Below are 25,987 nucleotides of genomic sequence, written 5' to 3' on the forward strand. Positions count from 1 at the left end.
CGTCGGGAGGTGCCTCAAGCGTCTCGGGAGGCTTTTCCGCTTTTGGCCGATCTCAAGCAGAGAGAACTCGGTCGTGGGGTCTGCCCGCCTTTGGATATCCCAGCGTCTGGATGTCCCAGAGTCCGGAAGTTCAGCGCGCACCGCGCCCGGTCACAGCCGTGACCAAGGTTCGGACGAGAATGAGCAGATCGAGCCAAGGCGAGAAATATTTCACATAGTAAAAGTCATAGGCCAGCTTGACCTTGATGTCGTCAATATCGGCAACATGACCTTGATTGATCTGGGCCCAGCCTGTGATGCCGGGCTTGATGATGTGGCGATAATGATAAAAAGGTAATTCCTGCTCGTACCAAAGCGTCAAGGAAACAGCTTCAGGACGGGGCCCGATCAGGCTCATTTCCATTTTGAGCACATTGAAAAGTTGGGGTAATTCGTCCAGCCGCGTCTTACGCAGGAATTTTCCAACCCGCGTGATGCGACTGTCGTTGGATTGTGTGATTGCGCTAAGCCTGCGGGCCATGGCGTCGCCAGATTCGGTCAAATGGTCATTGCGCATGGTACGAAACTTGTAGACGGTTATGGTCTTCGCTCTGAAACCTGTTCGTTCTTGCTTGAAAATGGCCGGACCGGGAGATTCGAGCCTGATGATCAACGCTATCAACAGCATGATCGGGGAAAGGACAACCAATGCAATGGCTGCGAGCACGAAGTCGATAACCGTCTTCATCTTGATGTTGAGACGGTTCGGATTGAGTGCGCCTAGATGGTTTTCCGAAAGATGTTCGATTTCCACCGTCCCGCAAAGCTGCTCGATCAATTGCTTCCAATGGTAGACGGGGAAACCTGCGAGCAGATATCGGGTCATGGCCGCATCCCAACCGGCGCTGTGATCGGTGTCCAGGTCCGCAACAACGCCATGCACATTTGATATGGCGTCATCGTAACGGGCCAGCCTGTGCCAATGGACATTAGGCAAATCAGGCAATCGCTTTACTGTTCCACCGGGGATCACTGCAAACCGCAGACTGATCGCGGTACCGCTTCTGCGTTCGACCAGCCCATAAAACGTCATGGTCGCCGCAAAGTGGAACAGGAATTGGGTCCAGCTATATTCAATCCGCAAAATCAGCGGGACAATCATTGCCAGAGCAAAAGTTGTGGCAAATGTGGAAAGGGCAAAGGTGCTTGGCACTGCTCCCGGGAATGTCTTGACGTTCCGGAAAATGGCGAAGCCGATGATGATCGCGAGCGTTGCAAGAACAGCGGTGTTGAACGTCGCTGGCAAATAAAAGGAAGAACTCTCGATCGATGTCCGTGCAGCGATTGGTCCAAGCGCGCAGAAAATCAATCCGCCGCCTAGTTGGAACCGAACGCGATCAATGAACCTGACTCGGTTCCTCTCGATCGACGGCTGTGAGTCCATCGCCTTCACAGGGACCACGCCAAACTTGGCATTGGCGTCGATTTGAAGCGGTCCGTGAAGCTCGCCGGTCGGGGAGAGGTCAGCGAATTGGGTTTTCACCTTGATGCACCTTGCCTTTTGGCGGGCCCTTGACAGGAAACCGCAGAAGAGACGTCGTGCGACCAAAAATGTGCCTATCCAATATGTGTTTTGACACAGAAACCCCGCCTTTGCGGCTGTTGGTTTTCGAACAAGGTTTAACAGCAATAGATCAAGCCGTAAACAGGCTTATGACAACCGGATCCGACAGTTTGTCCTGACCGGTCAAACGCTGAAGCGGGAAATCGCTGCTTTCCCGCGCACTCACCTTTTCCGTGTCAGCTCCCGCATCGCCGCGTCGAGGCCTTCGAGGGTCAGGGGGTACATGCGGTCGTTCATCGCTTCCTGGATGATCTTGGTCGATTGCGAGTAGGCCCAATGCTGGCGAGGCGTCGGGTTGAGCCAGGCGGCGGCGGGATAGGTGTTGGTCAGCCGCTTGAGCCAGACGGCGCCAGCCTCCTCGTTGAAATGCTCGACCGATCCGCCCGGGTGGGTGATTTCATAGGGACTCATCGCCGCGTCGCCGACAAAGATCAGCTTGTAGTCATGGCCGAATTTGTGGAGCACATCCCATGTGGGGGTGCGCTCGGAAAAGCGACGTTTGTTGTCCTTCCACACCCCTTCATAGGGGCAGTTGTGGAAATAGAAGAATTCGAGATTCTTGAACTCGCTCGATGCCGCGCTGAACAGCTCCTCGCACAGTTTGATGAACGGGTCCATTGATCCGCCAACATCGAGGAACAATAGCACCTTGATGGCATTGCGCCGTTCGGCGCGCATGTGGATGTCGAGCCAGCCCTGACGCGCCGTGCCGCTGATCGTTGCGTCGAGGTCCAGCTCGTCCTGTGCTCCGTCGCGGGCGAAACGGCGCAACCGGCGCAGCGCAATCTTGATGTTGCGGGTGCCCAGTTCCTTGGTGTTGTCGAGATTCTTGAACTCGCGCTTGTCCCAGACCTTGAGGGCGCGCTTGTGTTTGGATTCGCCGCCGATCCGCACGCCTTCGGGATTGTAGCCGCTGTTGCCATAGGGGCTGGTGCCCTTGGTGCCGATCCACTTGTTGCCACCCTCATGGCGCTTTTGCTGCTCTTCGAGACGCTTCTTCAGCGTCTCCATGATTTCTTCCCAGCTGCCGAGTGACTTGATCCCAGCCATTTCCTCTTCGGTCAGATATTTTTCGGCAACGGCTTTCAGCCAGTCTGCCGGGATTTCGGCGCTCTGCTCACCCCATGTCTTCTCCAGGCCCTTGAACACCTTGGCAAAAACCTGGTCGAACTTGTCGAGCAGTCCCTCATCCTTCACGAAGGTCGCTCGGGCCAGATAGTAAAACTCCTCGGGGCTGCGCTCGATCACCTCGGCATCGAGTGCCTCAAGCAGCAAGAGATGCTCCTTGAGCGAAGCCGGAATGCCGGCCAGCCGCATTTCCTCGAGGAAGTTGAAGAACATCTGCTCATCCTTGCGCAATTTGCAGCCAGCCTTGCGGTGCGGGATGACACGGCCTGTCTGCTCGGCCTTTTCCAAGCATGATCTTGGGCTTTTGCCAAGCTGCCGTTTGTGTCGATGCCCGCAGGTGGTGAACAGAATCGCAATCGGTCGATCGGCAATGCGACAGGTGGAGGGGATTAATTCCAATGCTGGTGGAGCTTTGGGCTATAACTCTTCACATCGGACTCGCTGCCAGACGGGAGGCAAGGGATGAACAGGCTGAGCTATCGTATCGCGGGTGCCGCCATCATCATGGCGGCTGCCGGGTGGGCAGGCAGTGCGCAGGCCACATGCGCAGACGGGCGTGACCGACGGGTGCAGGTGATCAACGAAACGTCGGTGACGTTGCGTGAACTGTACGGTTCCAATGCCGACCGTGAGAGCTGGGAGGAGGATGTGCTGGGCGCCGATGTTCTGCCACCGGGTGGGATAGTGCGGGTCAATTGGGATGACGGCAGCTGCGCCTGTATCTTTGATTTCCGGGCTGTCTTTGCCGACGGCAGCGAAACGGTTCGCCGCCGCTTCAACGTGTGCACCGAATCGGTCTGGCGCATCCGCGACTGAAGCGTCGGTTGCCGTGTATCGGCGACGGACCATCGCTTGACCTGCTGTTAACCATTGTCATGCCAATCCAACCGCATGGCGTCGTGCGGCATCCTGTCGGCGGCTGCCGGCAAGGGCCATGACGATGAAGATGGACAGTGGTTTTGATGCGGCGCAAGCGGTGCCGGTCCTTGATCCGGAACTTGCCGCTCATTGCGGTGAACTGGCGGTTGGATGCTCAGGCGTGGCCGGGCGGATTGCCGATGTTTCCGCCGCTCTCGACCATCAGATACTCGCGCTCAACGAACTGGAACAGGTAACCGCTGATCTGGAGGCTGATCAGGCGCAGGTTGCCCGGGCGACGGAAGAAGCCAAGTTGCTGTCGGCCAAGGCTGCCGACAATATCGCATCCAGCGCCATTCTCATCAGCGATGGCATCGCCGAATTCGGGCAATTGACCGGATTGGTGGAAAGACTGGGTACGCATGTGACCAACTTCGCCTCGGCGATGGAACAGGTGCGATCGGTGTCAAGCAGCATCGAAACAATTGCCAAGACCACCAACATGCTGGCGCTCAACGCGGCGATAGAGGCTGAAAGGGCAGGGGATGCGGGGCGTACCTTTGCCGTGGTGGCAAGCGAGGTTAAAAAGCTGGCCGGCCTGACGCGATCAGCCACTGACGAAATCAAGCGCACCATCGGCAGCCTGTCCGCCGAAGCCGAAGGACTGATGCGCGAGATCAGGCAGGGGGTCGAGGAGAGCCAAAGGGCCGAGCAGGGCCTTTCGCAGATCAGCGATACGCTCGGCCATGCCATTGACCTGGTCGGGCTGGTTGACGGGCAGAGCGATCAGATCGCCAGGTCGGCAGCCCTGATCCATGGCAACAGTCAGCAAATGCGCAATGCGGTGCAGCATTTCGGGCAGCGGCTGCGGGTCAATGTCGATCTGCTGGGCAGTGCCCATGGTGAGGTGAACGCGCTGGAGGGGCTGTCCAACCGCCTTTTCCACGGGCTGGTTTCCTCGGGTGCCTCGACGGATGACTGGGCCTTTGTCGATTTCGCCATGGGCAAGCGGGACGAGGCTCTTGCCCTGACGCAAGTGGCCTTGGCCGCCGCTGATCTGAGTGAAGCCGCGCTGTTCGATCAGGACTATCGCCTGATCCCGGGCAGCCAGCCGGAACGCTATTCGACCGGACTGACGTTGTGGGCTGACAGCCACTGGCGGCCCATCCTCGATGAGATCATCGACTTTGACCCGCGGGTGCTTTCCTGTGCCTTTTCCGACGCAAAGGGGTATTTGCCGACGCACGCCAGCAAATATTCGCGCGCGCCGACAGGTGATCCGGCCCATGATGCCCAGTGGTGCCGCAATGGCCGCATCCTGTTCGGCGGTTGCGATGCGCAGGCCAAATTGTCTCAGGAACCCTTCTTCCTTGCCGTCTATCGGCGTGATGTTGATGGCTCACGCTATGATGTCGTGCGCAACGTCTATGTACCGCTGGTGATCAACGACCGGCGTTGGGGTGACCTTGAAATCGCCTATGTGATCTGATCGGGGGCGAATGGCGTCTGGCGGCGGTGCAGTCCGGCCACAAGCGCGAAGGAAAGGATCATGAGCAGGTACCAGCTGGTCAATTTGCCCAGTGACACCATTTGCCATCCCGCCTGTTGGCCGGGGTAGGTCCATGCCCGGGCAAAGGTGCCGATATTCTCGGCGAACCAGATGAACAGCGCGACCAGCAGAAAACCGACCAGCAGCGGCATCCGGCGATGCTCGCGCCAGGAACGAAAATGCACCCATGTGCCGCGGAACATCCAGACTATGGCCGCCAGCAACAGCCAGCGCAGATCGATTGTCCAATGGTGGGTGAAAAAGTTGATATAGATGCCCGTTGCCACCAGACCGAGCGGCAACATCGGCGGAAAGGCGGTGAAACGGAAATCGAATATCCGCCAGACGCGCGCCAGATAGCTGCCGACACAGGCATACATGAACCCGGTGAACAGCGGCACGCCGCCGATCCGGAGCAGCGCCGGTTCTGGATAGACCCAGGATCCCACCGCCGTTTTGAATAGCTCCATCACCGTGCCGACGATGTGAAAGGCAAAGATGACCTTTGCCTCATCCCATGTCTCCAGTCGCAGGAGCAGCATCACCAGCTGCATCAGCACAGCCATGATGGTGATGAAGTCATAGCGATGCAGCGGTGCTTCGGCGGGATAGAAGATAAAGGTACCGAGCAACAGCGCGAGCATCATCCCGCCATAGAGGCAGGCCCATCCCTGTTTGAATCCGAACAGCAGGAATTCGTAGAGCCAGCGGCGCCAGCCGGGCGCCGGCGCATAGGTTTCCATGGCCAGCCGCACCGCTTCAAAGCGGGTATGGCCCCCTTGGGGCAGTCCAGCGGGCGGGCTCTCGACCATGAGCGCGAGCCAGCCCTGCCTGAATCAGCTCTGGCGACGCGCCATGAAGGCGAGGCGCTCGAACAGCATCACATCCTGCTCATTCTTGATGAGCGCGCCGTGCAGCGGCGGGATGGCGCTTCGCGTATCCTTGTTCTGCAAGACTTCGAGCGGCATATCCTCGTTGAGCAGCAGCTTCAGCCAGTCGATGAGTTCGCTGGTTGACGGCTTTTTCTTGAGGCCGGGGACTTCGCGGACTTCATAGAAGATGTCGAGCGCCCGGCTGACCAGGATCTTCTGGATACCGGGGAAGTGGACGTCGACAATGGCCTGCATCGTGTCGCGGTCCGGGAACTTGATATAGTGGAAGAAACAGCGGCGCAGAAAGGCGTCGGGCAGTTCCTTTTCATTGTTCGACGTGATGACGACGATCGGCCGTTCCTTGGCGGCGATATGCTCGCCCGTCTCATAGACGTCGAAGGCCATGCGATCGAGTTCCTGCAACAGGTCGTTGGGGAATTCGATGTCGGCCTTGTCGATCTCGTCGATCAGCAGCACAGGCAGCTCGGGCGCGGTAAAGGCTTCCCACAGCTTGCCCTTGCGGATGTAATTGTTGATGTCATGCACCCGCTCGTCGCCGAGCTGGCCGTCGCGCAGACGGGCGACAGCATCATATTCATATAGGCCCTGATGCGCCTTGGTCGATGATTTGACGTTCCAGCTGATCAGCGGCGCGCCCACCGCCTTGGCGATTTCCTCGGCCAGCACCGTCTTGCCGGTGCCGGGTTCGCCCTTGACCAGCAGCGGACGGCGCAGGGTCACGGCCGCGTTGACGGCGACCTTCAGGTCGTCGGTTGCCACATAATTGCTGGTGCCCTCGAATCGCATTCCATCCACCTTACGTAAACGTCAATCGTCAACGCATAAGGCGCGGCGCGAGGCGGCGCAAGCTGGTCAAAAGTGTCAGTAAGGGGAGGGACCCCAATGCCGGTCAGGCCGGGTTGCGCACCATTTCCCGGGTCGCAAGCAGGTCCCACAGGCCGCGATGCTGGGCGAGCAACTGCTGCGCGCCAAACAACATGGCCCGTTCGACCGCAGGTGATCCGCCCTGCATATCGATCAGGGCGATGGTTTCCCGCAAGTCAGGCAGGTCGGCCGGGCGGGCTGGCACGTCGAGCCGGTCCGCTGCGGCATCCATCACCGCGCGGATGGCACGCCAGTCGAGCGCCATGGCAATGGCCGCGCCCAGAGCGCAACCGCGACGTTCTGACTGGCCAAGCATGTCTATCGCATGGCCTTGCGCCAGTACCGTTGTTTCGCACTGTTGCTGGCCTGCCGTGCTGGGAATCGGTCCCGCGGCGGCGGACAGGGTAGAAAGATAGGCACGCTCACGGGCAAAGGCCGAGGTGGCCTGGTCAAACCAGCGACGCTCGCTCGTTTCGGTTGCGCGGGCGGCGGCATGGTCCATCAGCCCCGGATGGCGCCCATGCAGCAGGCCAAAGAAATGGACGGCATCGGCAAGGTTGCGGGTAGCGTCGCGGCCTTCGACCAACTTGCGCGACAGGACATAGGGATGCGCGGTCGCCCCCTCATTGGTCACCAGAGCATCAATGGTGCGCGTGAGATCACTGGTTTCAAAGATGCGCTGTGGCTGCACCATGACGTTCGTCCTGTCTGTTCCCTGCGTTCAGTCCGGGGGTCGAGTCCGGGCATGACCGCTTCGCCTCCCTCTTAGGGGGACAGCGTAAAGACGGGGTTTATGAACCCTGCACCATAGTGGGACGGAAAGGATTTCAGCCGGTTAACCATGGCTAATTAAAGTGATGATTTTCAACGGTTTAGAGCAATTTACGGTGGAAAAGTGCCCCATCCGGCTCCGCCTGGGCGCTGGCCAGAATTGCTGCCATTCTGGCAACGAAAATGGCCCGGGAACCAAGGCTGTTCTGGTGCCTTGCTGCCCGGGCCATGGTGCTGTTCGGCCGCCGAGTTTACTGGTCGAGGAAGCTGCGCATCTTGCGGCTGCGACTCGGGTGCTTGAGCTTCCTCAGCGCCTTGGCCTCGATCTGGCGGATACGTTCGCGGGTCACGCTGAACTGCTGGCCGACTTCCTCCAGCGTGTGGTCGGTGTTCATGCCGATGCCAAAGCGCATGCGCAGCACACGTTCCTCACGCGGGGTGAGGCTGGCGAGCACGCGGGTAACCGTTTCCTTGAGGTTGGCCTGCACCGCCGCGTCGACCGGGATGATGGCATTCTTGTCCTCGATGAAATCGCCGAGGTGGCTGTCTTCCTCGTCGCCAATCGGCGTTTCGAGGCTGATCGGCTCCTTGGCGATCTTCATCACCTTGCGGACCTTTTCGAGCGGCATCGACAAGCGCTCGGCCATTTCCTCGGGCGTCGGTTCGCGTCCCTGCTCATGCAGGAACTGGCGGCTGCAGCGGACCAGCTTGTTGATCGTTTCGATCATGTGGACCGGGATGCGGATGGTGCGCGCCTGGTCGGCAATCGATCGGGTGATCGCCTGCCGGATCCACCATGTCGCATAGGTGCTGAACTTGTAGCCGCGACGATATTCGAACTTGTCGACCGCCTTCATCAGGCCGATGTTGCCTTCCTGAATGAGGTCGAGGAATTGCAGTCCGCGGTTGGTGTATTTCTTGGCGATGGAGATGACGAGGCGCAGATTGGCCTCGACCATTTCCTTCTTGGCGATCCGCGCTTCGCGCTCGCCCTTTTGCACCATGTTGACGACGCGGCGGAACTCACCCAGCGCCATGCCAGTCTGTTGCGAAATTTCCGATACTTCGGCACGGATCCGGTCAACGGCCGCGGCTTCACGTTCGGCAAAGGCGGCCCATTTCTTGTCGATGCCGCCGACCCGGTCGAGCCAGCTTTCGTCCAGCTCCGAGCCGACATAATTGTCTAGGAAGTCCTTGCGCGGCACCTTGTGGCGCTCGGCAAGGCGCAGCATCTGGCCGCCCAGCGCGGTCAGGCGCCGGTTGAAGCTGTACAGTTGATCAACAAGATATTCGATCTTGCTGTTGTGGAACTGGACGCTCTCGACCTCCGCGGTCAGCTCGTCGCGCAGCTTCTGATACTTCTTTTCCTGCGCCACAGGATAATCGTTGCCCAGCGTCAGCGCGGTCAGCCGCGCGCCCTGCAATTTGGAAAACTCCCGATAGAGCGCGGTGATGCTGGCGAATTTCTCGATGGCTTCCGGCTTGAGCAGCTCTTCCATCGCGGCGAGCGAGAGGGTGTTGTCCTCTTCCTCTTCCTCAAAAGCGGGGCGGGCGCGGCGTTCGGTCAGGCCGTCCTCTTCATCTTCGTCAGCGGCCGCTTCCTCCGGCTCATCTTCGTCCTTGAACGACGGACCGGCGACCTTCTCGCTGATCTCTACGTCCTCGTCCTCGCTGCCTTCCTCGAGATTCTCGGGAACCGGGTCTTTCGACAGCATCGCTTCGAGGTCGAGGATTTCGCGCAGCTGGATTTCGCCAGCGTTGAGCGCGTCGGCCCATTCGATAATCGCGTTGAAGGTGATCGGGCTTTCGCACAGGCCCATGATCATCGTGTCGCGACCGGCCTCAATGCGCTTGGCAATGGCGATTTCGCCCTCGCGGCTGAGCAACTCGACCGCGCCCATTTCGCGCAGGTACATGCGCACCGGGTCGTCGGTGCGGTCGACCGTTTCCTTCTTCTTCTCGGGAACGGCAGCCGATGGCGAATTCAGGCCAACGGGATCGATTTCCTCGTCGGCGACATCATCGCCCTCTTCCTCTTCGGCATCCTCGTCCTTTTCGACGATGTTGACGCCCATTTCGGAAATGGCGGACATGATGTCCTCGATCTGCTCGCTGGACATCTGGTCCTGCGGCAGGGCTTCGTTCAGTTCATCATAGGTGATGTAACCGCGCTTCTTGGCGCGGGCGATCAGCTTCTTGACCTTGGCATCGTTGAGATCGATCAACGGCTCGTCGCCGCCGGCAATGTCCAGTTCTTCTTCGCTCATGCCCGTTCCTGACGCTGGGCTGGCACTGCCAGACCCGAATTTCCCCATGAATTGCCGCGACATTGCGTGTCCCGGCCAATCCCCCTTGATCCCATCTAATCCCGGCGCCCGCCGTCGGCCAGTTCGGCCAAGCGTTCCGCCAGGGAGTCTTTCATCGTCTTCAATCGCTGTTGCTCGGCCCAGCTTTCCTCATCCAGTCGCACCTGCATGGCCTTGGTCGCCGCTGCCAGCGCCCGTTCCACCTCTGGCCAGGCTACCACGGCGGCAATTGCCTCATCCAGATCCCTCTGTGCCAGCGATAGCTGCGCCCGCTCATCCGGGTCGCCCGGATTCACGGCCTTTCGCGGCGCTCTGGTGAAGGAAAAGTGCATGCCGTCGGCCCGCAGCAACTCCATTGCTCTATTATACACTGGCCTATTGCCCAATATGGTCAACAGGGCTGCACTATCAAGCCCCTGATGCATCAAACATGTGTCGATTATCGACTCCAGCAGCGCCTGACTGCGCGAGTCCGGCACATCAAGGCTCGACAGGGCTTCGGCATGCCGTTCGACCAGACCCGGATAGCGTAGCAATCCGGCAATGATTGCATCAATGACCATGCGGTTTGCGGCGGCAGGGACCCCCGCTGTCGGTGACCTTTCCGGCGGTGCCCATCCCCTCGCACTGCGGGCGGCACGTGCACCGGCGCGTGGGGCTCCGCGTTCCGGCCTCTGGCGCGGCGCGAAAAAGGCGGCGTCGAGCCGTTCGCGAAAGGCCTGGCGATAATGCGCCTGCACATCGCGATCACTGATCAGGTCTGCCCATTCCATGCACCGTGCACGGACGCCAGCTCTTGATTCGGGAGTGTCATCGGTTCGGTCAGTCAATGCTGTTTGCCACAACAGATCGACCAACGGCGTGGTAGCGCTGAGCAAGGCGTCAAAGGCCGAGGCGCCACCGGTGCGAACGATGTCATCGGGATCCTGACCGGGGGGCAGGGTGACAAAGGAGAGGCTGTGGCCGGGCCTCAACAAGGGGAGGGCGCGGGTCGCGGCGCGCAGCGCGGCGCGCTGTCCCGCCGCATCACCGTCAAATGCCAGCACCGGCACCGACACTTGGCGCCAGGCGAGGGCGATCTGGTCCTCGGTCAAGGCGGTGCCCAGCGGCGCCACTGCTTCCTCTATGCCCGCCTGCGCCAGGGCAATGACGTCCATATAGCCTTCGACGACAATCAGCCGCCCGCTTTTCCGCGATGCCGGCGCCGCCCGATCGAGATTGTAGAGAATGCGCCCCTTGTCGAACAAGGGCGTGTCGGGTGAGTTGAGATATTTGGGCTCGCCCGCGCCCAAAATCCGGCCACCAAAGGCGATGGTCCGGCCGCGCAGGTCGCGGATCGGTATCATCAACCGGCCGCGGAAACGATCATAGGGTTCGCGGCGGTTGGCTGGCGCATCCTCGGGCGGCTGGATCAGCATTCCCGCTTCGATCGCCATGGCATCGCCGAATTGGGCCAGAACCTCCTTCAGTCGTCCACGTGCATCGGGCGCGTAGCCGAGGCCAAAGCTGCTGATCGTCTGGGCGGTGAGGCCGCGTTTCGCCAGATAGGACCGCGCTTCCGCGCCTTCGCTATCGGCCAGCCGCTCGCGGAACCACAGCGCTGACGCCTCGGTGACATCGCGCAGCGACATCGCCTCCTCGGCCCGCTTGGCGGCGCGTGGATCGGCGGCTGGCACTTCCATCCCCGCCGCCGCCGCCAATTCCTTGACCGCATCCATGAAGGCGAGGCCGCGATGATCGGTCATCCAGCGGATGGCATCACCATGCGCTCCGCAGCCGAAGCAATGATAAAAGCCCTTGTCGTCGTTGATCGTGAAGCTGGGTGTCTTCTCATTGTGGAACGGACAGCACGCCTTCCACTCGCGCCCGGCACGCGTCACCTTCACCGACTTGCCAATCAACGACGACAGGCTCGTCCGCGCCCGCAGTTCATCCAGCCATTGCGGGGTAAGGGTCATGGCGCGGAGCTTACCCCGCCAAAGCCGCCTTCACCAGAGCGCTTGCCTTGCTCATGTCGAGCGTGGCGGCGTGGCGGGCCTTGAGCTCGCCCATCACCCGGCCCATGTCCTTCATGCCGCTGGCGCCGAGGTCAGCCTTGATCGCCTCAATGGCGGCGGCGGTTTCCGCCTCGCTCATCTGTTGCGGCAGATATTCCTCGATCACCGTGATTTCGGCGGCTTCGGCTGCCGCCATCTCCGGCCGGCCGCCGCTTTCATACATGGCGATCGATTCGCGCCGCTGCTTGACCATCTTTTGCAGCGTTTCGATGATCATCGCGTCATCGTCAGGCTGGGTGGTGGCGGTGCGCAGCTCGATGTCCCGGTCCTTGATCTTTGCCAGCATCAGCCGGATCGTCTGCAAACGTTCCTTGTCCCCGGCCTTCATCGCGGCAATCTGGGCAGCCTTGATGGTATCGCGAATCATCGGCGGGGTGTTCCTCTGCTTTTGGAAAGAGACCTCTATAGGGGCAAAAAAAACTTTTCGCCAGATTGTGCGTTGCGGAAATGGGGCATAACTGTCTGGCCGTTTAACCTGCCGACTCGGCCACGGAAACGGAGCCCAATATCATGGCAAAAGCCACCCCCACCGGACCCGGCACAGGGTCCGCACCACAGGGCGCGACCGGCGCGCTGGTCCTTGCCGATGGCAGCATCCTGTGGGGGCGCGGTTTTGGCGCGACCGGCGCGGGCGTGGGCGAAGTGTGTTTCAACACTGCCATGACCGGCTACCAGGAAATCATGACCGACCCGAGCTACGCCGGGCAGATCATCACCTTTACCTTCCCCCACATCGGCAATGTCGGGGCGAACGCCGAGGACGTGGAGGCGGACAAGCCCCGCGCCGTCGGCTGCATCGTCCGGCAGGACGTCACCGAGCCGAGCAATTTCCGCAGTACCGAGCGCTTCGACGCCTGGCTCGCGGCGCAGGGGCAGATCGGCATCAGCGGCATCGACACCCGCGCGCTGACCCGCCGCATCCGCCTCGCCGGAGCGCCCAACGCGGTCATCGCCCATGCGCCCGATGGCAGGTTCGACATTGACGAACTGCTCGCCATGGCCCGCAGCTGGCCGGGGCTGGAGGGCATGGACCTCGCCAAGGATGTGACGCGCGACGAACAGGGTGACTGGACCGGCGGCATCTGGACGCTGGGCCATGGCTATGGCGCAGCGGGCGAGGGCGAGCGCCCGCACGTTGTCGCCATCGACTATGGCGCCAAGCACAATATCTTCCGCAACCTCGTCCGCGCCGGTGCGCGGGTCACGGTGGTCCCGGCCAAGACCAGCGCCGAGGCTATCCTCGCGCTCAAGCCGGCTGGCATCTTCCTGTCGAACGGCCCGGGTGATCCCGCCGCGACTGGAGATTATGCCGTCCCCGTCATCCGCGCGCTGATGGACGCCGGCCTGCCGATCTTCGGCATCTGCCTCGGCCACCAACTGCTGGCGCTCGCGGTCGGCGCCAAGACGATCAAGATGCACCAGGGCCATCGCGGCGCCAACCACCCGGTCAAGCGCCACGCCGATGCGGTGGTTGAGATCACCAGCATGAACCACGGCTTCGCGGTTGACGCCGCCACCCTCCCCGAAGGCGCGGTCGTCACCCACACCAGCCTGTTCGACGGCAGCAACTGCGGCTTCGAAATGCCCGCAAAGCGGGCGTTCAGCGTGCAATATCACCCTGAAGCCAGTCCCGGGCCGCAGGACAGCTTTTATCTGTTCGAGAAATTTGTCTCGAACCTCTCGAACCAAAACGCAGAAGGCTAATAATGCCCAAAAGAACAGACATCCAATCCATCCTCATCGTCGGTGCCGGTCCCATCGTCATCGGTCAGGCGTGCGAGTTTGACTATTCGGGAACACAGGCGATCAAGGCGCTGCGCGAGGAGGGCTATCGCATCATCCTCGTCAACTCGAACCCCGCGACGATCATGACCGATCCCGATCTGGTCGGGCCGGAAGGCTCCACCTATGTCGAGCCGATCACGCCGGGCATTGTGGCGAAGATCATCGAGCGCGAAAAGGCCGCGCATCCTGACGAGAAGATGGTGATCCTCCCCACCATGGGCGGGCAGACCGCGCTCAACACCGCGCTCGCGCTGTTCAACGACGGCACGCTGGAGAAGTATGACGTCGAGATGATCGGCGCCAATGCCGAAGCCATCGACAAGGCCGAAGACCGCCAGAAATTCCGTGACGCGATGGACAAGATCGGCCTTGAAAGCGCGCGCTCGGGCGTTGCGCACACGATGGATGAGGCCTTTGCCGTGCTCGAACGCACCGGCCTTCCCGCCATCATCCGGCCCAGCTTCACCATGGGCGGCACCGGCGGCGGCATCGCCTATAACAAGGCCGAATTTGAAACCATCGTCCGCGGCGGGCTCGATGCCTCCCCCACCACCGAAGTGCTGATCGAGGAATCGCTGCTCGGCTGGAAAGAATATGAGATGGAAGTCGTGCGCGACCGCAACGACAATGCCATCATCATCTGCTCGATCGAAAATGTCGATCCGATGGGCATCCATACCGGTGACTCGATCACCGTCGCGCCGGCGCTGACGTTGACCGACAAGGAATATCAGATCATGCGCAACGCATCGATCGCGACCTTGCGGGAAATCGGCGTCGAAACAGGCGGTTCCAACGTCCAGTTCGCGGTGAACCCCAAGGATGGCCGCCTGATCGTCATCGAGATGAACCCGCGCGTCAGCCGTTCATCGGCGCTGGCGTCCAAGGCGACCGGCTTTCCCATCGCCAAGGTCGCTGCGAAACTCGCCGTCGGCTACACGCTCGACGAGATCATGAATGACATCACCGGCGTCACCCCGGCCTCGTTCGAACCGACCATCGACTATGTCGTCACCAAAATCCCGCGCTTTGCCTTTGAAAAGTTCAAGGGCGCCGAACCGCTGCTGACCACCGCGATGAAGTCGGTCGGTGAGGTCATGGCGATTGGCCGCAACATCCACGAGAGCCTGCAAAAGGCGCTGCGCGGCCTCGAAACCGGCCTGTCGGGTTTCAACTTTGTCGATGCCCTCGTCGGCGCCTCGCGGGATGACATCATCGCCGAACTCGCCCGCCCGACGCCCGAACGGCTGCTGGTTGCCGCGCAAGCGCTGCGCGAGGGCCTGACGGTGCAGGAAATCCACGCCATCGCCGGTTACGATCCCTGGTTCCTTGAGCGGATCAAGGAGATTGTCGAGGCGGAGAATGAGGTGCTGGCCAATGGCCTGCCGCGCGATGCCGCCGGGATGCGCCGCCTCAAGTCGATGGGCTTTTCGGACAAGCGGCTTGCCTATCTCGCGCTCAAATCGGTCAATGTCGCGCGCGGCATGGATCGTGCCGTTGCCACCAGCTCTGGCCTGCTGCACGACGCGATGGTCGCCATGACCGGCGGCGTCACCGAGGGCGAAGTCCGCGCGCTGCGCCACCGTCTCGGTGTCCGGCCGGTGTTCAAGCGGATCGACAGCTGCGCCGCCGAATTTGAGGCGGTGACGCCCTATATGTATTCGACCTATGAGGCCCCGGCCTTTGGCGAGCCCGAGTGCGAGAGCAACCCGTCCGACCGCAAAAAGGTCGTCATCCTTGGCGGTGGTCCCAACCGCATCGGTCAGGGGATCGAGTTTGATTATTGCTGCTGCCACGCCTGCTTCGCACTGGATGAGGCTGGCTATGAAACCATCATGGTCAACTGCAACCCGGAAACCGTCTCGACCGACTATGACACGTCGGACCGCCTCTATTTCGAGCCGCTGACCGCCGAAGATGTGCTGGAAATCCTGCACGTCGAACAATCGAATGGCACGCTTGCCGGGGTCATCGTCCAATTTGGTGGCCAGACGCCATTGAAACTGGCGCAGGCGCTGGCCGATGCCGGCATCCCCATCCTCGGCACCTCGCCCGATGCGATTGACCTTGCCGAAGACCGCGAGCGCTTTGCCGCGCTGGTCAACAAGCTTGGCCTGAAACAGCCTGACAATGGCATCGCCCGCAGCCGGGAAGAAGCCATCGCCGTGGCCGCCCATATCGGCTATCCGGTGCTGACCCGACCGTCCTATGTGCTCGGTGGCCGGGCGATGGAAATCGTCGATACCCAGGCCCAGCTTGAAGCCTATATCGAAACCGCTGTCATCGTCTCGGGCGACAGCCCGGTGCTGATTGACCAATATCTGCGTGATGCGATCGAGGTCGATGTTGACGCCATTTGCGACGGCACCGATGTTGTTGTCGCTGGCGTGCTTCAGCATATCGAGGAAGCCGGCGTCCATTCGGGTGACAGCGCCTGTTCAATCCCGCCCTACAGCCTGTCTCCGTCGATCATCGCCGAAATCGAGCGGCAGGCTGACGTTCTTGCCCGCGCGCTCAACGTGCGCGGCCTGATGAACGTCCAGTTCGCGGTCAAGGATGACGCGGTTTATCTGATCGAGGTCAATCCGCGCGCCAGCCGGACCGTGCCCTTTGTCGCCAAGGCGATTGGCGCGCCGATTGCCAAGATTGCCGCGCGCGTCATGGCCGGTGAAAAGCTGGCCGACTTGCCAAGGATTGATCGTGACATCAGCCATGTCGCGGTCAAGGAAGCGGTGTTCCCTTTTGCCCGTTTCCCCGGTGTTGACCCGGTGTTGTCGCCCGAAATGCGCTCAACCGGAGAAGTCATGGGCATCGATGCCGATTTCGCCACTGCCTTTGCCAAGGCCCAGTTGGGGGCAGGGGATGCACTGCCCGCGACCGGCTGTGCCTTTGTCTCCGTCAAGGACAGCGACAAGGAACGGGTCCTGCCCGCCGCCCGGCGGCTGGTGGAGTCCGGCTGGACGATTGTCGCCACAGGCGGAACCGCCCGTTTTCTGGATGCGGCCGGGGTTCCGGTGACCAGGGTGAACAAGGTGGCCGAAGGTCGCCCGCACATTGTCGACAAGATCACCGATGGCGCTATCGACTTGATATTCAACACAACCGAAGGGTGGCAATCGATGCGGGACTCCGCGTCGATCCGCGCGTCGGCGTTGCGGGCCAAGGTGCCATATTACACCACCGCTGCTGCATCCGATGCTGCCGCGCTGGCAATTGCCACGCCATCGGCGCGAAGTCTTGATGTAAGGCCCCTGCAATCCTATTATCCTACAGCGCAAGCCTGACCTCCCGACAGGATTGGTGGCCCGCATGGGCTGGCAGCGGTTGATCCGCTGGCGCGTGACTATTTGACGAAGGACGACCGTAACAATGGCGAGTGCTGAAAAGATCCCGATGCTGGCCGACGGCTATGATCAGCTGATGAAGCAGCTGGCGAGCCTCAAAGCCGAGCGTCCGATCATCGTTGACGCCATTGAGGAAGCCCGTGCGCATGGTGACCTCTCCGAAAATGCCGAATATCATTCGGCAAAGGAACGGCAAGGCCAGATAGAGGCGACCATCGCCGATCTGGAAGACAAGCTGAGCCGCGCACAGATTATCGACCCGACCACCCTCTCGGGTGACCGTATCGTCTTTGGCGCCACCGTCACCCTGCTCGACGAGGATGACAATCCGGTTCGCTATCAGATTGTCGGACAGGCAGAGGCGGATGCCAAGGTCGGCCGGATCAGCTACAACTCGCCGCTTGGCCGTGCGCTGATCGGTCGCCGCGTCGATGACGAGATAGAAGTGACCGTGCCTTCGGGTGACCGCTGGTTCTCGGTCTCCAAGATCGAGTTCATCTGACATCGTGCCCAAGGGTGGGCAAATCACCAATGCCATCGCCGTGGTTACAATCGCGGCGTGGTTGGTCGCTATCCTGGGCGCACAGTGGTTTGATGCTGCGGCATTTGGCGGCTTCATTCCCGCCCGGGTCTTTGGCGGTCATGATTTGCCAGGCGCCCTGCCTTGGCCACTGACACCGCTCAGTGCCACGCTGATCCATGCGGACCTGCTGCACCTCGCATTCAACATGCTGATGCTGGTCTGGTGCGGTCGTCAGGTAGAACAGGCGATCGGTGGTGGCTACACCCTGTTGCTCTATGGCGTCGGCGCCTATGCTGCCGCGCTCGGACAATTCGTCATGGGCCCGCATCAAACGTCGGTAATGGTGGGTGCCAGCGGCGCTATCTCGGCCCTGATGGCCTTCTACGCGCTGGTCTTCAGCGAACAAAAGGTCCGGCAGATCGGGCCGATCCCCTCGCACATCGTCCGCGCCCTATGGCTCGGCGCGGCTTGGGTTGGCCTGCAAATGCTCATCGGGCTCGGCTTTGGCATTGGCGGGGCCTTGATCGCGGTCGGCGCCCACATTGGCGGCTTCATCGCCGGCCTGCTGCTTGCCCGCCCGTTGCTGCGCCTGCGCTACCGGCGCTGAGTGCCGCCGCTGACTGCTGGCTGTCCCGGTCTCCCCATCGACTTGCGATGGGCCAGTGCCTTGCGAACAATCCTCCCCATCGACTTGCTATGGGGAGGTGGCATCGCGAAGCGATGACGGACGGGCTGATCAGGCTCTCCCCTGGCTCAATCCTCGCTGTCGGGCACAGGCTCATGCTCATCGGGATCGAGCAGGCGGTGCAGGTGGACCACGACATAGCGCATTTCGGCGTCATCCACCGTGCGCTGCGCCGCACCGCGCCAAGCTTTTTCGGCGGCCTTGTAATTCGGGTAAACGCCGACGATGTCCATCTCTTCGAGATTGACGAAATCGAGACCCTGCGGGTCCTTGACGCGGCCACCCATCACCAGATGCAAAAGTTTGCCCATATCGGCTTTCCTTGGGGAGAGGAGAAGCGCGGCCCTTAGCAATCCGTAACGGAGAGTGCAACGAAGCGGAGCCTCGCGCCTGTCCTGCAATCAGGCACCGTAAATGTCCTCGTCATCCTCTTCGGATGTGTCGGTTGCCCGCGACTTGCCGAGCTGGTTGGCCAGGAAACCGAGGACGATGCCGGCGGTGATGCCAACGGCCACGGCCGTCAGTGGGCGTTCGGCGACCAGATCGCGGGCCGAAAACACGGCCTTGTCAACCGCTTTGCGGCCCTGGGCTGCGACTTTTGTGCCGCGCTCGATGCCACTCGCAGCAAGCTCGCGGCCTTCTGCGGTCAGATCGCCCGCGCGCCCTGCCAGATCGTTGGCTCGCTCGCGCGCGGCGCCATAAGTGCTGTTGATCCGGGACCGCGCCGTTGCCGCCGCTTCGCGGGCGCTGGCGGAAAGCTGGTCAACCTTGTCCCTCGCGGCATCGCGGCCAGAGGCAAGGCGGCTAGTCCAATCTTGTTCAGGCATGGGGGAGGCCTCCTCTTTATTATGCTGCAAAATCAATAATATGTAGTTGCATCTGGGTCCGGGCTAGAGTCCTGATCAGGACCGTTTGGTGGCTCTGACTGGCACTCTACATTGCCCGCTGTCTCATCTGTCTCGTAACCCTCTGCACCAATCTCGCTGAACGGCAGCTTGCCAGCCAGCCAGTCATAGCCGCGTTGTGCCAGCGGCGGTGCATATCGCAGCAAAGGCTTACGGAATATCCAGGCCAACAGTCCACTGACCAACAGTCCGGCCATGAACGGATGCGCCCGTACCCGCGCCTCGCCATCTGCTACCACTGCCTTGGCCTGAGTGGCGACATGGGTCTTGCCATCCTGCACCAGCCGGGTTGGTGCCAGCCGTTGCCTGATAGCTGCCGCACCAGCTTTCAGCCGTGCCCGTCGCGCCAATGCCGATCGACTGGCCGAATCCAGACGCACTTGCTCAGCATTCATTGCGACAACCTCGTCACCGCTGCCTTGGCACGATGCGCGGCACCACGAATCCGCCAGGCAGCGATGGCACAGACGATCAACAGAACCGCCGGAACAATCAGCGCCGCCAGCCAGGGACCGGTAATCGTTGCCAGGGCGATCACCAGCCCGATTGCCAAAGTCAGAACGGCGACGAACAGGGTGATCAACGCGACAGCAGTCCAGATTGAAATGCTTTTGACGGAGGCGCCGACAATCGCTCCGCACGCCTTTGCCAATTCCATCTCGCTGGCGGCCGCAGCCCGTACTTCGCCCGCCAGCAGCCGGATGGCATCAATCGGTGAACTGCCATCGATGGCCCGCTCAAATGCCGCAGGGTCACCAACGGCGGCTGGCGAGTCCGTGGCGCTTCCCGCTGGATCGGGCGTTTCTGTCACGCTTGTGGTCCGTTCCCTTGGTCTGTCATTCAGCCCTTGTCACCGCTGCCGCGCAACAGCCGGGCCAGCATGAAGCCGACGACGGCTGCGCTGCCGATGGCCACAGCTGGGCTCTTGCGAACAAAGTCACGCGTTGCCGCGACAAGTTCCTCAATGTCCTTTTCTTCCAGCTGCCCGGCAAGGTTGGTTACAGTCTGGGCTGCGCTGCGAGCAAAATCGCCATATTGAGCACCCAACTTGTCATCGACCGTGACGGCGCTGTCGTCGATGATCTTGGCCAGACTCTCGAGCCCTTCAGCGGCCCGGGTCTTGCCACTGCGGGCTACGTCCATGGCCTTTTCACTGGCCTGACCATAAAGCCGACCCACTTCCTCGCCAATTTCATTGGCCTTGCGCGTGGCTTCCGCCCGCAGATTTTCAGTCGTTGCGTCAATCTGCTCGCGAATGGGCTTGCGAGGCGTAACGGCAGCGGCTGGACTGGCCGCCCTGGTCCGCGTCGACGATTTCTTGGGCGCGGCGGCCTTTTTGGCAGTGCCAGCGGCTTTGGGCTTGGCGCGCGAAGGAGCTTTGGTGGCTTTGGGAGGTGTGTCGGCCATGATCTAGTCCTTGTTGTGGGGCGGTCCGCTGATCCATGCGGAATGTCCACCGGGGCAATGGTCTGCAACGGAGTAATGAATAGCCCAGTCAACGGTTCCTTAAAAGCACCGTCTTGCACCATGGATGCAAAGTCACTCTTTTCGGCACGAATATGGCGCGACTGGCAATTGCCTTTACGGTTTCTGCTACCTAAAGGCCGGTCATCCCTTGTTGTTTCGCATGAAGGACCCTCCCAATGACCGCCATTATCGATATTCACGGCCGCCAGATTCTCGACAGCCGCGGTAACCCGACGGTCGAGGTTGATGTGTTGCTTGAAGACGGCAGCTTCGGTCGCGCAATGGTTCCCTCTGGGGCTTCGACCGGTGCGCATGAGGCGGTTGAGCTGCGCGATGGCGACAAAGGCATGTTTCTCGGAAAGGGCGTCAGCAAGGCTGTTGAATCGGTCAACACTGAACTTGCTGAAGCGGTGCTCGGTCTGGATGCAGAAGACCAGCGCGATGTTGATCAGGCGATGATCGAGGCGGATGGCACACATAACAAGGGCCGCCTGGGCGCCAACGCCATCCTTGGAGTCAGTCTGGCTGTAGCCCGTGCTGCGGCCGATGCCCGGGGATTGCCGCTTTACAAATATGTCGGTGGCGCCGGCGCACATGTTTTGCCCGTCCCCATGATGAACATCATCAACGGTGGCGAACATGCCGACAATCCCATCGATTTTCAGGAATTCATGATCATGCCGGTTGGTGCATCCTCATTGTTCGAGGCCGTGCGCTGGGGCAGCGAGATTTTTCACACCCTGAAAAAGGGCTTGCATGAAAAGGGATTGGCGACTGCCGTGGGTGATGAAGGTGGATTTGCCCCGAATATCGCTTCGACCCGCGCCGCGCTGGACTTCATCGCGGCATCGGTAGAGCGCGCCGGGTTCAAGCTTGGCAGTGACATCGTCCTCGCGCTCGATTGCGCAGCGACCGAATTTTTCCGCGATGGCAAATATGAGATCAGCGGCGAAGGTCTGTCGCTCGAACCGGAGGCCATGGCTGATTATCTCGCGGAACTGGTTCGCGACTATCCGATCAAGTCGATTGAAGACGGCATGTCGGAAGATGATTTCATTGGCTGGAAGGCACTGACCGACAAGATTGGTGGCCATTGCCAACTGGTTGGTGACGACCTGTTTGTGACCAATCCTGCACGCCTTGATCAAGGTATCAAACAGGGCCTGGCCAACTCGCTGCTGGTCAAGGTCAACCAGATCGGGACGTTGAGCGAAACGCTGGATGCGGTCAGCATGGCCCAGCGATCCGCCTATACCGCTGTCATGTCGCATCGTTCCGGTGAAACTGAGGATTCCACCATCGCCGATCTGGCGGTTGCGACCAATTGCGGACAAATCAAGACAGGAAGCCTTGCCCGGTCGGACCGGTTGGCAAAATATAATCAGCTTATCCGGATTGAAGAAGAGTTGGGTAATGTCGCGCATTACGCTGGCGCTGCGATATTCGCGACCAAGGTCTGACAGGCGGCAAAATCTGGTTTTGACCCTGATAAATTGTCAGTGAATTGAATCATTTGGCATTTTTGCCATTTCTGATGCTTGACGACTGGTCGGCTTCGTGATTCAAGGTCGCCATGCCATCGCCCATGCCTTTGAAACGCAATCGTCGAGATTATTGGCCGGTAGCCAGCGCAATGTTCGCGCTGGCGGTCATTTTGGCTTGGCTGTTGTTCGGGCAGACAGGGATATTTGCTTGGAATGACTATAGTCGCGCATTGAATGTGAGGCGGGCGGAGCTGGCTGAGCTGAAGCAGGAACAGGCGAGGTTGATCAATCACCAGCGCCTGCTGGACCCCAAGGGGGTGGATCCGGACTTGATGGACGAGCAGGTCCGTGCGGAATTGAACCTGCTTCACCCTGACGAGATCGTCGTTCCTCTCAATTGACCGAGGTCGTTGCATTTTTTGCAATCGAGCAGGCAGGCATCCGTATGCTTCGGTTGCCAAAGCCTTGGCACAGCGGCTATGAACGTTCCGTCTGAGGACGGAGAAGGAATTCCGAATTGGCTGGCAAATCGCCCCGCAAGACCCCGGTCAAGGCCGGGGCCGGAAAAGATGTGGTGTCGCCCCCTGTGGCAAATCGGGAAAGGCCCCAGGAACCGCAGCGCTGGAATGCCAGCCCGGCGGAAATGGAACGCTTCTACCGGGAAATGTTGCTTATTCGACGGTTCGAAGAAAAGGCCGGCCAACTCTACGGGCTTGGGCTGATCGGCGGTTTTTGCCATTTGTACATTGGTCAGGAGGCCGTTGCTGTCGGTCTGCAAAGTGCCCTCGATCCTGAGCGTGACAGCGTCATCACCGGTTATCGCGATCATGGCCACATGTTGGCCTATGGCATTGATCCCAAGGTGATCATGGCTGAACTGACCGGTCGCGCTGCCGGCATCTCGCGCGGCAAGGGCGGGTCGATGCATATGTTCAGCGTCGAGCACAAATTCTATGGCGGTCACGGTATTGTCGGTGCACAGGTTGCGCTGGGCAATGGCTTGGCCTTTGCACATAAATATCGCGACGATGGCGGGGTGTGCATGGCCTATTTCGGCGACGGGGCGGCCAATCAGGGCCAGGTCTACGAAAGCTTCAATATGGCCGAGTTGTGGAAGCTGCCGATCATCTTCGTCATCGAGAATAATCAATATGCGATGGGCACATCGGTCAACCGTTCATCGGCGGAAGACCAGTTGTATCGCCGTGGTGAAAGTTTCCGCATTCCCGGCATCCAGGTCAACGGCATGGATGTCATGGAAGTGCGCGGCGCGGCGCAGACTGCGCTCGACTGGGTGCGGGCAGGGAAGGGGCCGGTGCTGCTTGAACTGAAAACCTATCGGTATCGCGGCCATTCAATGTCCGATCCGGCGAAGTATCGCAGTCGCGAGGAGGTTCAGGCGGTGCGCGAGAAATCGGACCCGATCGAGGGGCTGAAGGCCGAGATGCTGGCAGCGGGGGTGAGCGAGGACAGCCTCAAAGCGATCGATCAGGAGATACGCAAGATCGTTGCAGAGTCTGCGGATTTTGCGGAGAGTGCACCAGAACCGGATGCTGCTGATCTCTATACCGACGTGCTGGTGGAGCAATATTGATGGCCGTCGAAATCAAGATGCCGGCGCTTTCTCCCACGATGGAGGAAGGCACCCTCGCCAAATGGCTGGTCAAGGAAGGTGATGAGGTCCGTTCGGGGGACATCATCGCCGAGATTGAGACCGACAAGGCGACTATGGAATTTGAAGCCGTTGATGAGGGCGTGATCGGCCGGATCGTCGTTCCCGCCGGGTCGGAGAATGTCAAAGTGGGGACCGTGATCGCGGTCATTGGCGAGTCGGTAGAGGGCAAGATAGAGCCGCAAAACCAGCCCCTGACCCAGGATGCGCCTGCTTCAGTTGCAAATATTGCAACACCTCCGGCGCCGTCAGTGGCGACCGCTCCCTTGCCAGCCACGCCTGCTTCCGGGGCAATGGTCAAACTGACCGTGCGTGAGGCGCTGCGCGACGCCATGGCGGAAGAGATGCGCCGCGATGACCGTGTGTTCGTGATGGGTGAGGAGGTCGCCGAATATCAGGGTGCCTACAAGGTCACGCAGGGGCTGCTCGACGAATTCGGCCCGCGCCGCGTGATCGACACGCCGATCACCGAATATGGTTTTGCCGGACTGGGTGCCGGGGCGGCTATGGGCGGCCTGAGGCCGGTCATCGAATTCATGACATTCAATTTCGCCATGCAGGCGATTGACCACATCATCAATTCGGCAGCCAAGACCAATTATATGTCGGGCGGCCAGATGCGCTGTCCCATCGTCTTCCGCGGTCCCAATGGCGCGGCAAGCCGGGTCGGCGCACAGCACAGCCAGAACTTCGCCCCCTGGTACGCCAGTGTGCCCGGTCTGATCGTCATCGCGCCCTATGACGCGGCCGATGCCAAGGGCCTGCTCAAGGCGGCGATCCGTACCGAGGACCCGGTCGTGTTTCTGGAAAACGAGCTGGTCTATGGCCGGTCGTTTGAAGTGCCGGCTGATGATGATCTGGTCCTGCCGATCGGCAAGGCACGGATCATGCGTGAAGGGCGCGACATCAGCATTGTCAGCTATTCAATCGGCGTCGGTGTCGCCCTGGAAGCCGCGGAAACGCTGGCGTCAGAGGGGATTGACGCCGAAGTCATCGATCTCAGGACCCTTCGCCCGCTCGACCGCGAGACGGTGCTGGCGAGCCTTGCCAAGACCCACCGTCTGCTGGTCGTCGAGGAAGGGTGGCCGACCTGTTCGATTGCCAGTGAAATCAGTGCCTTCGTCATGGAGGAAGCCTTTGATGAACTGGATGCACCGGTCTTGCGGGTGACCAATGAGGATGTCCCGCTGCCTTATGCGGCCAATCTGGAAAAGCTGGCGCTTATCGACGCCGCCAGAGTGTGCGAGAAGGCGCGTCTGCTCTGCAATCGCTGAGCCCGGCCATGGATCGCTGACATGGAAAGGGCGGCAGGATAGCATCCGGCCGCCCTTTTTGATTTGCTGATCTGCCTTGCTCAGGACTTGGTCTTGCCCCAGCCCTTGCCGCGTTGGCTCCGCTTCTTGCGGGGTGTGCCACCCGTCGGGCAGGTGCGGACGGTCGCTACCGGATTGGGGTTGAAGATATTGGTTGTGTCGCGCGCATCGCGGACACTGAAGGCGGCATCATAGTCGATCTGGATCGTGCTCGACATGAAGCTGTCCCACACGGCCGGATCATAGTTATAGGATATTTCCGCGAACATCACCGGTGCGCCAGTTTCGGCCCGGATTTCCGCGCCTGTCTCTCCCATGCCGGGGAAGGATGTCCCGGTCGCACCAGTGCCCTGGACGCCATAGGCCGAGGTGACGTTGAAATAGCCATAGCAACGTTGCCAGTGGATCCACTGACCGCCACTGCTGTTGACTTCAAGGCTCGACAGGATGATGCGCCCGCGGCCAAGCAGGTCGATATTGCCGGCCTGCAACTGGGCGCCGGTGAACACGTCATTGACGTCCACCTCGCGCACCTGGGGCAAGGCGAGGTTGGAACCGGACGCGATACGGGAGGAGTTGTCAGCAACCGCCAGCACAATCCCGGAAATGCGGGTGTGGGTGATCATCAGATTGGCGACTTCCAATCCGGTGAAGGATACGAACATGAGCACCGGCAGGGTCACGGCCGCTTCGATCAGGGCAACGGCGCTGTTGTCCCTGGCAAAGTGACGCACGCCTGTGCGCAGCGAGGATGTGGCAGCTTTGAGCTTGGCGAACATG

The 25,987-nt window shown here is 60.6% G+C and carries 24 protein-coding genes; 10 read left to right on the forward strand and 14 right to left on the reverse strand.

Annotated elements, in window-relative coordinates; all coding sequences use genetic code 11:
• Positions 1 to 130: 130 nt before the first annotated feature.
• Both GV829_RS10305 and GV829_RS10310 read right to left on the reverse strand, forming a co-directional pair.
• Complete coding sequence (locus GV829_RS10305) at positions 131 to 1,423, reverse strand: sugar transferase (RefSeq protein ID WP_246203113.1); 1,293 nt, start codon at positions 1,421 to 1,423, stop codon at positions 131 to 133.
• A 342-nt stretch (positions 1,424 to 1,765) separates the two neighbouring features.
• Complete coding sequence (locus GV829_RS10310; RefSeq protein WP_169948220.1) at positions 1,766 to 2,944, reverse strand: vWA domain-containing protein; 1,179 nt, start codon at positions 2,942 to 2,944, stop codon at positions 1,766 to 1,768.
• A 249-nt stretch (positions 2,945 to 3,193) separates the two neighbouring features.
• Between GV829_RS10310 and GV829_RS10315 the strand changes: the two genes are divergently transcribed.
• On the forward strand, positions 3,194 to 3,547 hold the full coding sequence (locus tag GV829_RS10315; RefSeq protein WP_212612123.1) for a hypothetical protein: 354 nt from the start codon (positions 3,194 to 3,196) through the stop codon (positions 3,545 to 3,547).
• Positions 3,548 to 3,665: 118 nt separating this feature from the next.
• On the forward strand, positions 3,666 to 5,078 hold the full coding sequence (locus GV829_RS10320; protein ID WP_246202833.1) for a methyl-accepting chemotaxis protein: 1,413 nt from the start codon (positions 3,666 to 3,668) through the stop codon (positions 5,076 to 5,078).
• Here the strand turns inward: GV829_RS10320 and GV829_RS10325 are convergent.
• The 6 genes from GV829_RS10325 to GV829_RS10350 form a co-directional block, all read right to left on the reverse strand.
• The gene (locus GV829_RS10325) at positions 5,066 to 5,950 is read right to left on the reverse strand and encodes a DUF817 domain-containing protein (protein ID WP_169946404.1); all 885 of its coding nucleotides are present in this window, start codon (positions 5,948 to 5,950) and stop codon (positions 5,066 to 5,068) included. The two genes, GV829_RS10320 and GV829_RS10325, sit on opposite strands and share 13 nt — an antisense overlap.
• A 24-nt stretch (positions 5,951 to 5,974) precedes the next feature.
• Positions 5,975 to 6,817: an AAA family ATPase gene (locus tag GV829_RS10330; RefSeq protein ID WP_169946406.1), complete on the reverse strand. Its 843-nt coding sequence runs from the start codon at positions 6,815 to 6,817 to the stop codon at positions 5,975 to 5,977.
• A 103-nt stretch (positions 6,818 to 6,920) separates the two neighbouring features.
• A complete protein-coding gene (locus GV829_RS10335) occupies positions 6,921 to 7,589 on the reverse strand; it encodes a DUF6975 family protein (protein ID WP_169946408.1) in 669 nt (222 codons plus the stop codon).
• 328 nt (positions 7,590 to 7,917) lie between these two features.
• The gene (gene rpoD / locus GV829_RS10340) at positions 7,918 to 9,933 is read right to left on the reverse strand and encodes an RNA polymerase sigma factor RpoD (RefSeq protein ID WP_212612124.1); all 2,016 of its coding nucleotides are present in this window, start codon (positions 9,931 to 9,933) and stop codon (positions 7,918 to 7,920) included.
• Positions 9,934 to 10,028: 95 nt separating this feature from the next.
• On the reverse strand, positions 10,029 to 11,930 hold the full coding sequence (gene dnaG, locus GV829_RS10345) for a DNA primase (RefSeq protein WP_169946410.1): 1,902 nt from the start codon (positions 11,928 to 11,930) through the stop codon (positions 10,029 to 10,031).
• 10 nt (positions 11,931 to 11,940) lie between these two features.
• Positions 11,941 to 12,396 carry a GatB/YqeY domain-containing protein gene (locus tag GV829_RS10350; RefSeq protein WP_169946412.1) on the reverse strand — a complete coding sequence of 152 codons (456 nt, stop codon included), beginning with the start codon at positions 12,394 to 12,396 and terminating at the stop codon, positions 11,941 to 11,943.
• A gap of 143 nt (positions 12,397 to 12,539) precedes the next feature.
• On the opposite strand from GV829_RS10350, the gene carA reads away from it, so the two are divergent.
• From carA to GV829_RS10370, 4 genes are all read left to right on the forward strand, one after another.
• Complete coding sequence (gene carA / locus GV829_RS10355; protein ID WP_169946414.1) at positions 12,540 to 13,733, forward strand: glutamine-hydrolyzing carbamoyl-phosphate synthase small subunit; 1,194 nt, start codon at positions 12,540 to 12,542, stop codon at positions 13,731 to 13,733.
• A 2-nt stretch (positions 13,734 to 13,735) separates the two neighbouring features.
• Positions 13,736 to 17,098: a carbamoyl-phosphate synthase large subunit gene (gene carB / locus GV829_RS10360; RefSeq protein WP_169946416.1), complete on the forward strand. Its 3,363-nt coding sequence runs from the start codon at positions 13,736 to 13,738 to the stop codon at positions 17,096 to 17,098.
• 85 nt (positions 17,099 to 17,183) lie between these two features.
• Positions 17,184 to 17,660, forward strand: a complete 477-nt coding sequence (gene greA / locus GV829_RS10365) for a transcription elongation factor GreA (protein WP_169946418.1) — start codon at positions 17,184 to 17,186, stop codon at positions 17,658 to 17,660.
• Between the two features lie 4 nt (positions 17,661 to 17,664).
• Positions 17,665 to 18,288 carry a rhomboid family intramembrane serine protease gene (locus GV829_RS10370; RefSeq protein ID WP_246202835.1) on the forward strand — a complete coding sequence of 208 codons (624 nt, stop codon included), beginning with the start codon at positions 17,665 to 17,667 and terminating at the stop codon, positions 18,286 to 18,288.
• A 146-nt stretch (positions 18,289 to 18,434) separates the two neighbouring features.
• Here the strand turns inward: GV829_RS10370 and GV829_RS10375 are convergent, their stop codons facing one another.
• The 5 genes from GV829_RS10375 to GV829_RS10395 all read right to left on the reverse strand — a co-directional run bounded on the left by GV829_RS10375 (position 18,435) and on the right by GV829_RS10395 (position 20,678).
• Positions 18,435 to 18,677 carry a DUF4170 domain-containing protein gene (locus GV829_RS10375; protein WP_169946420.1) on the reverse strand — a complete coding sequence of 81 codons (243 nt, stop codon included), beginning with the start codon at positions 18,675 to 18,677 and terminating at the stop codon, positions 18,435 to 18,437.
• Between the two features lie 90 nt (positions 18,678 to 18,767).
• The gene (locus GV829_RS10380) at positions 18,768 to 19,193 is read right to left on the reverse strand and encodes a hypothetical protein (RefSeq protein WP_169946422.1); all 426 of its coding nucleotides are present in this window, start codon (positions 19,191 to 19,193) and stop codon (positions 18,768 to 18,770) included.
• 32 nt (positions 19,194 to 19,225) lie between these two features.
• The gene (locus tag GV829_RS10385; RefSeq protein WP_169946424.1) at positions 19,226 to 19,666 is read right to left on the reverse strand and encodes a hypothetical protein; all 441 of its coding nucleotides are present in this window, start codon (positions 19,664 to 19,666) and stop codon (positions 19,226 to 19,228) included.
• Positions 19,663 to 20,082 carry a phage holin family protein gene (locus tag GV829_RS10390; protein WP_169946426.1) on the reverse strand — a complete coding sequence of 140 codons (420 nt, stop codon included), beginning with the start codon at positions 20,080 to 20,082 and terminating at the stop codon, positions 19,663 to 19,665. Before GV829_RS10390 ends, GV829_RS10385 begins: the two co-directional genes overlap by 4 nt.
• Before the next feature lie 29 nt (positions 20,083 to 20,111).
• The gene (locus GV829_RS10395) at positions 20,112 to 20,678 is read right to left on the reverse strand and encodes a hypothetical protein (protein WP_169946428.1); all 567 of its coding nucleotides are present in this window, start codon (positions 20,676 to 20,678) and stop codon (positions 20,112 to 20,114) included.
• Positions 20,679 to 20,914: 236 nt separating this feature from the next.
• On the opposite strand from GV829_RS10395, the gene eno reads away from it, so the two are divergent.
• The 4 genes from eno (at position 20,915) to GV829_RS10415 (ending at position 25,168) form a co-directional block, all read left to right on the forward strand.
• Complete coding sequence (gene eno / locus GV829_RS10400; RefSeq protein ID WP_169946429.1) at positions 20,915 to 22,198, forward strand: phosphopyruvate hydratase; 1,284 nt, start codon at positions 20,915 to 20,917, stop codon at positions 22,196 to 22,198.
• Positions 22,199 to 22,311: 113 nt separating this feature from the next.
• Positions 22,312 to 22,623: an FtsB family cell division protein gene (locus GV829_RS10405; protein ID WP_169946431.1), complete on the forward strand. Its 312-nt coding sequence runs from the start codon at positions 22,312 to 22,314 to the stop codon at positions 22,621 to 22,623.
• 170 nt (positions 22,624 to 22,793) lie between these two features.
• Complete coding sequence (gene pdhA / locus GV829_RS10410) at positions 22,794 to 23,816, forward strand: pyruvate dehydrogenase (acetyl-transferring) E1 component subunit alpha (protein ID WP_246203114.1); 1,023 nt, start codon at positions 22,794 to 22,796, stop codon at positions 23,814 to 23,816.
• Positions 23,816 to 25,168, forward strand: coding sequence for a pyruvate dehydrogenase complex E1 component subunit beta (locus GV829_RS10415; protein WP_169946433.1), 1,353 nt, complete (start codon positions 23,816 to 23,818; stop codon positions 25,166 to 25,168). The genes pdhA and GV829_RS10415 overlap by 1 nt, the downstream gene beginning before the upstream one ends.
• An 80-nt stretch (positions 25,169 to 25,248) precedes the next feature.
• Here the strand turns inward: GV829_RS10415 and GV829_RS10420 are convergent, their stop codons facing one another.
• Positions 25,249 to 25,986, reverse strand: coding sequence for a TadE/TadG family type IV pilus assembly protein (locus tag GV829_RS10420; protein ID WP_169946435.1), 738 nt, complete (start codon positions 25,984 to 25,986; stop codon positions 25,249 to 25,251).
• Position 25,987 lies beyond the last annotated feature (1 nt).

The sequence above is a fragment of the Sphingomonas lacunae genome (assembly GCF_012979535.1).
Classification (GTDB): Bacteria; Pseudomonadota; Alphaproteobacteria; order Sphingomonadales; family Sphingomonadaceae; genus Sphingopyxis; species Sphingopyxis lacunae.